Here is a 12123-nt window from a genome sequence, read left to right as displayed (position 1 = left end):
GAAAAACAAGGAAACAGCTCTCTTGTCGTTTGGCTTTTAAACTCTGATATTTTTTATTTTAGAGACGAAAAAATTTTCTGTGGTGGAGATAAGAATGGTAAAGCCTTTTAGAAAAGGGCATATTGTTTTATTGGCAATACTTTTTATGTTGGAAATGCGCGTTACTATCGCGAAGGAGCCCATAAAGATCCCTGTTCATCCGATTCCTTTAGAAATACAGACAGAGAACGGTACGGTTTCTTATAAAGTAGAGATTGCTTTTACACCCTCTCAAGCAGAAGCTGGTTTAATGTATCGGACTGATTTCCCACGCGATCGTGCAATGCTCTTTAAGCAGCAAGAAAGTTATCAATCGGGAGATGAACAGAAGTTTTTTATGTGGATGGCCAATACACCTTTGCCCTTAGATATGATTTTTTTAAACTCTGAAGGGATTATTGTATCGATTATTGAAAACACTTCTCCATTTTCAACAAAGATCATTTCATCAGGCGTTTCTGCAGCTTTTGCAGTTGAGATTAACGCTGGTGAAGTTTCTGAAAAACAGATACAAAAAGGGCAACGTGTTATTCATCCTGTCGTTTGTGGAAAGTACAATAAAAAATGACAACTGAAGACGTTCGTTTTTTTGAATATGATGGTTTGCGGTTTGCTTATCGAGAAGAAGGACAAGGCGCACCTATTTTATTGATCCATGGTTTTGGGTCTTCTGCACGGATAAATTGGTATACAACGGGTTGGTTTCGTATTCTCACTGAAGCAGGGTATCGTGTTATTGCTCTTGATAATCGGGGGCATGGAGATTCAGTTAAAAGTTATGATCCTGCTTTTTATACACCTCAAGCTATGGCTGGCGATGCAGTAAGACTATTACAGCATTTAGAGTTATCGAGAGCCCATGTTATGGGATATTCTATGGGAGCTCGTATTAGTGCTTTTATGGCTCTTTTGCATCCAACATATGTGAACAGTGTTATTTTTGGTGGTCTAGGTATTGGTATGGTAACGGGAGCAGGAAATTGGGAACCTGTTGCTGAGGCTCTTTTAGCGGAGGATACTTCTAGCATTACTAATACGCGTGGTTTAATGTTCCGTAAATTTGCCGATCAAACGAAAAGTGATAGACGTGCTTTGGCTGCTTGTATAATCACATCAAAACAAGAGCTGACGGCATCTGAAATTTGTAAAATTGAACAACCTGCACTTGTTGCCGTTGGTTCATTAGATGAGATTGGTGGTGCAGCAGAGCCATTAGCGGCTTTATTGCCTTGTGGTGAAGCTTTATCAATTCCTAATCGCGATCATATGCTTGCTGTAGGCGATAAAGTTTATAAAAAAGGCGTTATCGATTTTCTTTCTCGTTATCCTATAAAATAAAAATTTTTATAGGTTTTAGCATTTACAAAAATACCCAATATTTTTTGCGTATAAACTGAAAAGCTTATTTAAAAACTTTTCTATTTTGACATAAGTTATTTATAAAAAATAGGCACAAAAATAAACTCTTACTCACTTATTTTTTACCTTTTTTAAGATGTGTAATTCTTTTAAGGTTAGATAACTATATTTTAAAATGATGTAATAATATTTTAGGCTAAAAAATTTAGTTTTAAATAAAAAATTATTATTATTTTAATTTTTTATAGAAGGAACAAAATTATAAATCGTTGATTAATTTTTCTTCTGAATATGCATCATAAATGCAGATGCTAAAATTGGAGATAAAGTAAAATTATTAAAAGTCATAGAGTTTTCTGCCATTTTTTTATCTATACGAGTATATTTAATAATGATAGAATCCTTTTATAAAAGTTCTTTATGAAGATATAAAGAAAGAGCTGTAAATATATGTAATATTAAGTCAATATTCAGATTAAGCTTTTTTAATGGCTTTACAGAATCAGAGGAGTGTCTTATTCGCGCGACACGCAATTAGTTTAATCATATCAAAAAACAGGAGAGCATAGTGAATGCTGATGAAATAAAAAAACTTGATAATTATTTAAAAAATACATTCCAAAACTCAGCATTGCAAGTCAGAGCACGGCCTAAAAAGGATGATTCTTGTGAGGTTTATATGGGGGATGAGTTTTTAGGCGTTATCTATCGAGATGAAGATGAAGATGAGCTATCCTATAATTTCTCAATGGCTATATTGGATATTGATTTAGAAAATTGATTTGCTATTCATCCTTGAATGCAGTCTTTTTTATCCCATAAGATTTATATAAGTTTTAATGCTTTAAAACTTGTATGGTTATGTCGTGCGATAATAAGGTGATCATGGATCGTAATGCCTAATGCATTTGCTGCATCTTTTAGTCTGTATGTCATTGTTATATCTGCATCAGAGGGGGTGGAATCACCAGAGGGGTGATTGTGGACTAAGATCAGTCCTGATGCGGATAACTCTAAAGCTCGAGAAATAACTTCACGAGGATAAACAGGGGTATGATCAATGGTTCCGGTTTGTTGTACCTCATCGGCAAGTAAGCCGTTCTTCTTATCGAGAAATAAAATACGAAATTGTTCACGTGTTTCGTGAGCCATAACTGCTTTACAATAAGCTAATACTTTATCCCATGATGAAAAAATATCGCGTTTAAACAACTCTGCACGAGCAAGACGTCCAGCAACATCTGAAATAATTTTTAAATCAATTGCAGTTGCCGGACCACATCCTTGAACCTCTTGAAGTCGATGAATATCAGCGCCTAACACATCAGCTAATGAACCAAAATGTGCTATCAAATTTTTAGCTATCGGTTTTGTGTTTGCGCGGGGTATTGTGCGAAAAAGCAATAATTCAAGATATTCATAATCTTCAATTGCATTTCCTTTTGACTTTAAATAGCGTTTCCGAAGACGTTCACGATGTCCTTGATAATGTTTATCAAGCGGTGTATTTCTCTTAGGCTTTTCACTTTTTCTTTCTGATACGGGGGTGATGAGTGGAGAACTTGATGTTAATGCAAAGTGATTCCTTTGAATATCTTCCTTTTGATTTAACTTTTTAGCCATAACTTCTCTACATTGCGTTAGGTCTTCGAATTTGGAATATAAAAAATATTTTTAGGTGATTGTGTAAATATTTCATACCCTTCATTTGTGACACCAATTGTATGTTCATATTGTGCTGTCAGAGAGCGGTCACGGGTAACGGCTGTCCAACCGTCAGATAAAATCTTAACTTGTGGCTTACCAAGATTAATCATAGGTTCAATCGTAAACATCATGCCTTGTTTTAATTCGATTCCTTCTCCAGGATTTCCATAATGGAGAATATTGGGGGCATCATGAAAAAGTTGACCGATACCATGTCCGCAAAAATCTCTTACAATTGAGCACCGTTCAGATTCTGCGTACTGTTGAATGGCTGCACCAATATCACCTGTTGTTGCTCCAGGTTTAACGACAGCGATTCCTCTCATAAGACTTTCATAGGTTATTTGTAAAAGGCGTTCTGCAGCACGTCTGATTTTTCCAACAGGATACATACGGCTTGAATCACCATGCCAACCATCAAGAATGAAGGTCACATCAACATTCACAATATCGCCTTCTTGCAAGGGTCTTTTATTGGGAATACCATGACAGACAACGTGATTGATAGATGTACAGCATGAATGGCTGTATCCATGATAATTTAGATCAGCAGGAAGAGCTCCTTTTTGTGCACCAAAAGTAAATACGAAATCATCAATTTCTTGCGTAGTGACGCCAGGTTTAATAATATCCGTAAGTGCATCAAGGCATTCTGCAGCAATACGACCAACTTCATGCATTTTAGCGAAAGCATAGTCATCGAAAATGCGAATTTTCCCGTTAAATTTTAAAGGGATTTTATTATATTCGATATACTCAATCATTGTTTTTTCTGTTTTCTATTTTTACTCTCTGAATCGGAAAAATGCCTTCTACACTTACGTGACACTTTACAGCATAACATTCTACCCGTGATTTTAATGCTAAATTAAACTTACGTCCATAGAGTGGATCAAGATCATGACAAATTGTAAAAGCTGCACAATCTTCTCGTTGAATAATATAAAGCATCGCAGCTCGTTTTCCTTGTTGTAGGACTTGTATGAGCTCCTCAAGGTGACGGGCACCACGTTTTGTCTCAGTATCAGGAAATTCTGCTAATCCTTTTTGGCGAATAAAATGAACATTTTTGACTTCTAGGTAACAATCAGGAAGAATGCCATCCCGTAAAAGAAAGTCAATGCGTGATTGTGTTCCATAGCGTTGTTCTTTTAAAATTGTTTTATATCCACTTAATTCTGGTAGTAATCCGCTTTGAATTGCTTCTAATGCAAGTTTATTAGGTAAAGTGGTATTAATACCAACCAAAGTATTATCGGATTCAACAATTTCTAATTGATAGGCATATTTTCGCTTGGTGTTGTTATGATATGAAAGCCAAATATTGGCGTTGGGAGCTGTCAGTCCAAGCATTGATCCTGTATTTGGTACCGACACGGTGAAGACATGTTGATCATCTTGTTTCACATCTGCAAGGAAGCGTTTATAACGACGGATAAGCTTTGCAGGAAAAAGTTTGGGAGTAAAATGCATATTCTTTTTTAGGGTTTATGATTTCATAATTCAACTGAGATTATGATTTGTAGGGGCTATTCTTATTAAAAAAGATAAAATTGATGTAAAAAATGCTACGATAGCTTATATAAATTGTTATAAACTGCATCATTTATTTTAATGGCTTTTGAAATTTACTATTAGAAAGTCTACACTCTTTGAGTGAGAAAATGACATTGTCTATAATTTATTATTAAACAACATTAGAATAATATAAAAAAGGTTGCATTAAAAAATAGTGGAGAGGGAGATTGTTTAAGTGAAACTAGGTAAGATTGATGGCTGGAACGAATAAGAATCGTGAAAATTTAACAAATGGTCCCATCATTATTTTAGTTGAACCGCAGCTTCCTGAGAATATTGGTATGGTTGCAAGGGCAATGGCAAATTTTGGGCTTTCTAAGCTTCGGCTCGTCAAACCTCGAGAAACATTTCCGAATGAAAAAGCTAGAGCTGCTGCAAGTAAAGCCGATCATGTCATTAACAACGCCGTGATTTTTGACACATTGCGTGATTCAATTGCAGATTTACACTATGTTTTTGCCACAACAGCACGTGAAAGATGCGGATTTAAAACGGTAAAAAGTGCTGTCGAAGCCGCAAATGTAATCCGTCAGCGTGAAAATATCGGACATAAAACAGGTATTGTCTTTGGAAGAGAGAGATGGGGACTAGAAAATGATGAAATCAGCCTTGTTGATGAAATCATCACTTTTCCAGTTAATCCTGCTTTTGCATCACTTAATATTGCGCAAGCGGTTCTTCTGATGTCTTATGAATGGATGAAAACAGGTCTAGAAAATGTGAGCGATACAGCATTTCGTGCACCAGAGATGGAGCCTGCAAATAAAACAGTGTTTCATGGTTTTTTATCTCAATTAGAAGAGGCTTTGGATATTCGTGGGTATTTTAGACCCCAAGAACGAAAAGAAGTTATGCTTGCAAATTTGCGCTCTGTGTTTACGCGCGCCAACTTTAGTGAATCTGAGGTTCGCTTATTGCGAGGTGTTGTATCTTCATTGGATCATTTTTCTCCACAATATCCACGGGGGAGTAGAGCGCCTCGAGAGCGCGATCGTCAAAAAATTAAAAACAAGTGTGAAAACTGATGGATGAGAGGCCAGTTCTTTTTTTTGATAGTGGTATTGGTGGCTTGACAGTATTGAGGGAAGCGCGCGCGCTCATCCCTGAAATACAATTTATTTATGTGGCTGATGATGCGGGATTCCCTTACGGTAATTGGGAAGAAAATATCCTAAAAGAGCACGTTTTAAAGATTTTTACAAATCTTTTAACGCGCTATAATCCCGTCTTATGTGTGATTGCTTGCAACACTGTTTCTACACTGATGATGGCAGATTTACGACAAAACTTTCCTCATGTTCCTTTCGTAGGAACGGTTCCTGCAATTAAATCTGCTGCTGAACAAACAAAATCTGGTTTTATTTCCGTATTAGCAACTCCTGGAACAGTTAAACGTGCCTATACAAATGAATTAATTAACTCTTTTGCTGGACAGTGTCATGTTCAGCTTGTAGGAAGTGAAAAGCTTGCTGGATTTGCTGAAGATTATTTACGTGGAAAATCTATCGATTCAGAAGAGTTAAGAAAAGAAATCCAGCCATGTTTTGTGAAAAAAAATGGCAAATATACTGATGTTATTGTTTTAGCCTGCACTCATTACCCTTTTTTGATTAATTTCTTTCGTGAACAAGCTTTATGGTCCGTTGAATGGATTGATCCAGCAAAAGCGATCGCCAAACATATTAGATCATTATTACCCTTGTCTGAAAAAATACATCAGAAACCCATAAAGAAATATCAAGATTTTGCGTTGCTGACGTCGAAAAATATCACTGCTTCAACGGAGCATTTGTTAAAAGGATTTGGCTTAAAACTTATGAAAAGAGTTGACTTTGAAATACGAGATCAATAAAGATGCTCCAGCTTTTTCTTTCAAGAAATGGCAGTAATTGACGTGTCCCGTGGATAACTTTGCATATTGGTATGTTAAGCTATTCTGTCAGTCTTTTGTATTTAAAGGCAGAGGAGGGCGCGTTTCCTTGGGATCTTCAAGATCTCGTGTTTTATTTTAAAGGAAATGCGATGAGTAAACGCGAAACAACAAAGTATAAAATTGACCGTCGTATGGGAGAAAATATTTGGGGTCGTCCCAAATCTCCTGTCAATCGTCGTGATTATGGTCCAGGTCAGCATGGACAGCGCCGTAAAGGAAAACTTTCTGACTATGGGGTGCAATTGCGCGCTAAACAGAAGTTGAAAGGGTTTTATGGCGATATTTCAGAAAAGCAGTTTCATAAAACTTATGTGGAGGCTGCTCGTCGACGGGGTGATACGGGTGAAAATCTTATCGGTCTGTTGGAATCTCGTTTGGATGCTGTTGTCTATCGTGCAAAATTCGTTCCTACGATTTTTGCTTCTCGCCAATTTATTAATCATGGTCATGTGAATGTAAATGGGCGACGCACAAATATTCAATCGTATCGTTGTAAGCCAGGTGATGTTATTGAGGTTCGGGAAAAATCGAAACAGCTTGTTTTGGTTTTAGAATCAGTGCAATTAGCAGAACGTGATGTCCCTGATTATATTGAAGCAGATCATAAACAGATGAAAGCGACCTTTACACGTATTCCTGCTTTTGCAGATGTTCCTTATGCTGTGCAAATGGAGCCTAATTTGGTCGTTGAATTTTATTCTCGATAATTTTTTATGAAAAAAATTGTTTCTCTTCTATTATTATAATTTCAAACTATTGTGTTGTTTTTATAATCCTTGAGGTTAACAAATATTTTGTGAATGGTTCTATATTAAGTTTATGACACTATTCTCGTGTTATAAGCTTATATAGTTCCATTTTTTTTTCATATCTGTTTTGATAAATTCAGAAAACATAAATGTAAGCGTGCTTTATATTTTGTTTCTGTCTTTACAAAACGAGCGACTACTTGTGCAGGTTATGATCTTATGAATGATGTTTCAGTTGAATATCAGGCAACAGAAGAAAACGAAAAGAAAGATGATTTTTTGGCAAACCAATCAGATGATTGTCATCCAATATTTCGGCGTGCTCCTTCAAGTGTGGAATTTAATAAATTACGCAAACGACTTTTGCGTCATATGCGGCAGGCTTTGGATGATTTTTCGATGCTCTCGACTGGAAAAAAATGGCTTGTCGCTTTATCGGGTGGAAAAGACTCTTATGGTTTATTAGCACTTCTTTTAGATTTAAAGTGGCGTGGTCTTTTACCCGTTGAAATTCTGGCTTGTAATCTTGATCAAGGACAACCAGGATTTCCTAAACATATTCTTCCAGATTTTTTGAGTTCTTATAAAATTCCCTATCGTATTGAATATCAAGATACTTATTCCATTGTTACAGATAAATTGGCACAGACACAGACATATTGTTCACTTTGTTCTCGATTACGACGCGGTAATCTCTATCGCATTGCACGTGAGGAGGGGTGTTCTGCATTAATTTTAGGACATCATCGTGATGATGTTTTGGAAACATTTTTTATGAATTTATTTCACGGTGGCCGATTAGCCGCTATGCCTGGAAAACTTAAAAATGATGAAGGAGATCTTTTTGTATTACGCCCTCTTGTCTATGCCGCTGAGGAAGATATGGAAAAATTTTCTCAAGCAATGCAATTTCCAATTATTCCTTGTAATCTTTGCGGTAGTCAAGATGGTTTACAACGTAATGCAATGAAAGAAATGCTGAAAAATATCGAAAGACAAATGCCAGGACGTAAAGATACAATGATTCGCGCTTTAACGAATGTGCGCCCAAGTCATTTGCTTGATAAAAAATTCTTTGATTTTAAAAGGTGTTAATAAAATGAGATATAAAAAAATAAGTTCAAATAGTTTAAGATAAAATACTTATTTATAATGATAATTTATTGCTTTGCAATTTAACGACCATAGGTGTTTTATTTCAAATTTTCTTATATTGTATCCATAAAAACATCTCCTTGCATATCACAAACAGAGCTCTTGTGTGTATAAAACACATTTTAAAAAGCTTCCTTTAAATAATTAATGACTGTCGCAATATGGAAAAATGGGAAAATAATATGACGGTTGGTTTGCTCTTTTTTTAAGAGAACCTTTTAGATTTTATTTTATCTTATCCTGTTGTGCAATAAAACATCTCGTCATTTAGGGTGGTGAACCAAAATGATATAAGCACTTGATAAATTAAGTATTTTTAGAGTGTATAGCAAAAACTCAAGGCAGGGATTATCCGTAAATCCTCATGAAGTGAGTCACATAAGTGATCGCGCCCTATTGTGAGCAGTTGTTTTTTTATAAACTGTCTCTGATCAGAAACTTTGTCATTGGGGATGGGAATAAGTTAAATTTTTTCAAACTGCTATACCATAAAGGTCATAGGCATCCGATTGTTCGATTTTAACGGTGACAAATTCACCGATACGTAAGGGGCGTCGTGATGATATATGGACAACACCATCTATTTCTGGAGCATCGTATTGACTACGTCCTTTGGCAACTTTTCCTTGACTTTCATCGATAAGGACTTGGAGTCTTTTTCCAATTTTTTTCTTTAAAAGATGTGTCGAAATTTGTTGTTGTTTTGCCATAAAACGATGCCAGCGATTTTCTTTCACGTCCTCAGGAATATTTTCTAATCCCAAATCATTTGCTACGGCCCCTTTTACTTCTTCATATTTAAAGCATCCAGCGCGTTCAATTTTTGCTTCTTCTAGCCATTCTAGCAGCATATTAAAATCTTCACTCGATTCACCTGGAAATCCAACAATAAATGTTGATCGCAAAGTAAGATCTGGACATATTTTTCGCCACTTTTCAATTCTACGGTTTATTTTTTCCATAAGAGCAGGACGCTTCATATGACGCAAAACAGTCGGTGATGCATGCTGAAAAGGAATATCCAGATAAGGGAGAATTTTTTTCGCAGCCATAAGTTCGATAACTTCATCCACATGAGGATAAGGATAAACGTAATGCATACGTACCCAAATACCCATATCACCTAGTTCACGACAAAGATCAAAAAACTTTGTTTTAATTGTACGATCTTTCCAAGAATTTTCGAGATATTTAAGATCAATACCATAAGCGCTCGTATCTTGTGAAATAACCAAAAGTTCTTTTACACCCGCTTGTACGAGTTTTTCAGCTTCGCGAAGAACGTCACTAATGGGGCGTGAAGTGAGATCACCACGCAGTGTAGGGATGATACAAAAACTACACCTGTTAGAGCATCCTTCAGAAATCTTTAAGTAGGCGTAATGGCGAGGTGTTAAACGAATACCTTGGGGAGGAACTAAATCAATAAACGGATCATGAATTGGAGGAATTGCTGTATGAACAGCTTCTATAACACTTTCATAAGCTTGCGGTCCTGTAATAGCTAATACATTTGGATAGGTTTGACGAATAACATCAGGATCAGCACCAAGACAACCAGTCACAATAACTTTGCCATTTTTTTTGAGCGCTTCATCAATATTGGCTAATGATTCTTTTCTGGCAGAATCAAGAAAACCACAGGTATTTACAATAACGACATCAGCTCCTTGATGTTGACGTGAAATCTCATACCCTTCAGAGCGGAGGCTTGTAATAATTCGCTCAGAATCTACGAGTGCTTTTGGGCATCCGAGGGAGACAAAACTAATACGAGGTGCTACCATGATGATCCTATAATTACTATGAACGATTGAGTTCCGCTTTTATTGACTTAAAAAGTAAAAAATGTTTTTTATTTTTATATATAACAATCTGTTACAAATTTATTTGATTTTTTTCTACAATATTTTATGTGATTTTATACTGGCATACGATTTTAACTTATTATACCGTAAAATACCGTCGTTGAGGATGATGATATAAGACAGACTCCTTCAAAGTATTCAAGCTCTTTTAGAGTACGTAGTGAATATTTTAAGCTTACTTGTCGAGCCTTCCATCATCGAAAAACATAAGAGGGAAGGAGGAATCCGTTCGATAAGGATTTGGATTGTTTATAGACCAAACTGGAGGCATCCTTTTCCTTTGGCTATGGGGAGAAAGTCAATTGCGTGTGACACAATAAAAAATACTTAACAGATTCTTTTACTCTATTTTATTGGCGTATGTATAGCGTATTATAAAATAGGGTTGTTTTTTAATATTTGCGAATAAGACCGGTAAGTTTGCCTTGTATTTCTACACGCTCGGATTTGTATGTACGTACTTCGTAATGAGGATTAGCGGCTTCTAATGCAACAGAGGTTCCTTTGCGTCGATAACGTTTTAATGTTGCCTCTTTTTTATCAATAAATGCGACAATAATTTCACCTGATATTGCTGTATTTTGACGTTTCACAATAATTGTATCTTTATCAAAGATACCAGCTTCCACCATAGAATTATCTTTAACTTCTAATGCATAGTGCTCACCTGTATTAACCATATCGTGTGGAAGAGAAAGTGTACTTGTTTGTTGAAGTATGGCAGAGACAGGCACGCTTGCAGAAATACGTCCCATAATGGGAATAGTGATATTTTTTATTTCTTCTACCTCAAAGTTACCAAGATTAGTCAAGTTTTTTGATATTTCCCTTTTATTTTTTTCTATCATACTGGGAGAAATCTTACGTGCTAGAGAAAGGTTAAATGTTATTCTCTCGGGGAGTCGAATCACCTCCACTGCACGAGCGCGATTGGGCAAACGGCGTATAAAACCTCGTTGTTCTAAGGCTATAATGAGCTTATGAATGCCTGACTTTGAAGAAAGTTCTAAAGCATTTTTCATTTCTTCAAAAGAAGGAGGAACACCAGTTTCTTTTATATGATTGTGAATAAATAAGAGGAGCTCATATTGTTTACATGTCAGCATTCAATCTTCCAATCAAAAAAATAAAAAAATTTATAGTAAAAAATACGTGTATATATAATAATTCTACAATTTTTTCGCTAAATCAAAATTATTTGCTTTATTTTTGACCTTATAAGTGAAGTTAATTAGGCAATCTATTTATTTAGAGACATATTTAAGGTATGATAGGTATGGAATTTTACTTTAATAAAGTTATCATAATATTTCTTATATATTGTAAAAACACATTAATATTAAATAATATATAAAAAATATTTTATAGCTCTGACTGAATTACCCTACACTAAATTTTATGGTCAGAGTGTTATCCTTCTATTTTTTAATAGATCTACGTATTTTATCATTTCTCGTATAAAAAGTTAAATAGAATACATTCTTTCAATAGCGACTTTATGTGTATTTAGAATTATTTTATGTGTATTTAGAATCATTTCGCATATTGTTTCTGTTTTTTTATTTTTTAGTCAAATTATCTACAGCTACAATAATGAGCATAATTTATAGTCATGTCTGATATTTTCAATGAAACTAAATTTTTTTGCTTCATATCTGCCTTATTCTATAGAATAATTGGCTATTGTTATAGAATCATTGTACGTGAGTAAAAGTCATATCTTCAAAATGCCATT

General features: G+C 35.3%; 11 protein-coding genes and 1 pseudogene. 7 read left to right on the top strand and 5 right to left on the bottom strand.

Annotation, left to right across the window (positions count from 1 at the left end; translation table 11 throughout):
- Nucleotides 1–94 precede the first annotated feature (94 nt).
- The 3 genes from PVV57_RS05865 to PVV57_RS05855 all read left to right on the top strand — a co-directional run bounded on the left by PVV57_RS05865 (nt 95) and on the right by PVV57_RS05855 (nt 2179).
- Entirely contained in the window at nt 95–607 is a 513-nt protein-coding gene (locus PVV57_RS05865; RefSeq protein ID WP_273718421.1) for a DUF192 domain-containing protein, read from the top strand.
- Nucleotides 604–1377 carry an alpha/beta fold hydrolase gene (locus PVV57_RS05860; protein WP_273718418.1) on the top strand — a complete coding sequence of 258 codons (774 nt, stop codon included), beginning with the start codon at nt 604–606 and terminating at the stop codon, nt 1375–1377. The genes PVV57_RS05865 and PVV57_RS05860 overlap by 4 nt, the downstream gene beginning before the upstream one ends.
- 589 nt (nt 1378–1966) lie before the next feature.
- A complete protein-coding gene (locus PVV57_RS05855) occupies nt 1967–2179 on the top strand; it encodes a DUF3126 family protein (RefSeq protein WP_005773530.1) in 213 nt (70 codons plus the stop codon).
- Nucleotides 2180–2223: 44 nt separating this feature from the next.
- Here the strand turns inward: PVV57_RS05855 and radC are convergent, their stop codons facing one another.
- From radC to sfsA, 3 genes are read right to left on the bottom strand one after another with little or no spacing between them, the layout of a single operon-like run.
- The gene (gene radC / locus PVV57_RS05850) at nt 2224–3021 is read right to left on the bottom strand and encodes a DNA repair protein RadC (protein ID WP_273718413.1); all 798 of its coding nucleotides are present in this window, start codon (nt 3019–3021) and stop codon (nt 2224–2226) included.
- A gap of 17 nt (nt 3022–3038) precedes the next feature.
- Nucleotides 3039–3869: a type I methionyl aminopeptidase gene (gene map, locus PVV57_RS05845; RefSeq protein ID WP_273718411.1), complete on the bottom strand. Its 831-nt coding sequence runs from the start codon at nt 3867–3869 to the stop codon at nt 3039–3041.
- Nucleotides 3862–4578, bottom strand: a complete 717-nt coding sequence (gene sfsA, locus PVV57_RS05840) for a DNA/RNA nuclease SfsA (protein ID WP_273718409.1) — start codon at nt 4576–4578, stop codon at nt 3862–3864. The genes map and sfsA overlap by 8 nt, the downstream gene beginning before the upstream one ends.
- A 299-nt stretch (nt 4579–4877) precedes the next feature.
- Here sfsA and PVV57_RS05835 point away from each other — a divergent pair.
- From PVV57_RS05835 to ttcA, 4 genes and pseudogenes are all read left to right on the top strand, one after another.
- A pseudogene (locus tag PVV57_RS05835) lies at nt 4878–5715 on the top strand (RNA methyltransferase).
- Nucleotides 5708–6535: a glutamate racemase gene (murI, locus tag PVV57_RS05830; protein ID WP_273718406.1), complete on the top strand. Its 828-nt coding sequence runs from the start codon at nt 5708–5710 to the stop codon at nt 6533–6535. The pseudogene PVV57_RS05835 and the gene murI overlap by 8 nt, the downstream one beginning before the upstream one ends.
- 170 nt (nt 6536–6705) lie before the next feature.
- On the top strand, nt 6706–7323 hold the full coding sequence (rpsD, locus tag PVV57_RS05825) for a 30S ribosomal protein S4 (RefSeq protein ID WP_012231733.1): 618 nt from the start codon (nt 6706–6708) through the stop codon (nt 7321–7323).
- 261 nt (nt 7324–7584) lie between these two features.
- Nucleotides 7585–8460, top strand: coding sequence for a tRNA 2-thiocytidine(32) synthetase TtcA (ttcA, locus tag PVV57_RS05820; RefSeq protein ID WP_273718403.1), 876 nt, complete (start codon nt 7585–7587; stop codon nt 8458–8460).
- Nucleotides 8461–8993: 533 nt separating this feature from the next.
- Here the strand turns inward: ttcA and rimO are convergent.
- Both rimO and lexA read right to left on the bottom strand, forming a co-directional pair.
- Nucleotides 8994–10307 carry a 30S ribosomal protein S12 methylthiotransferase RimO gene (rimO, locus tag PVV57_RS05815; protein ID WP_273718401.1) on the bottom strand — a complete coding sequence of 438 codons (1314 nt, stop codon included), beginning with the start codon at nt 10305–10307 and terminating at the stop codon, nt 8994–8996.
- Between the two features lie 473 nt (nt 10308–10780).
- Nucleotides 10781–11494, bottom strand: coding sequence for a transcriptional repressor LexA (gene lexA / locus PVV57_RS05810; RefSeq protein WP_273718399.1), 714 nt, complete (start codon nt 11492–11494; stop codon nt 10781–10783).
- Nucleotides 11495–12123: the final 629 nt, after the last annotated feature.

It is taken from the genome of Bartonella sp. AU15XJBT, from assembly GCF_028618615.1.
Classification (GTDB): domain Bacteria; phylum Pseudomonadota; class Alphaproteobacteria; order Rhizobiales; family Rhizobiaceae; genus Bartonella.
The sequence above is the reverse complement of the archived record's forward strand: the minus strand, read 5'-3'. Positions and strand labels throughout refer to the sequence as shown.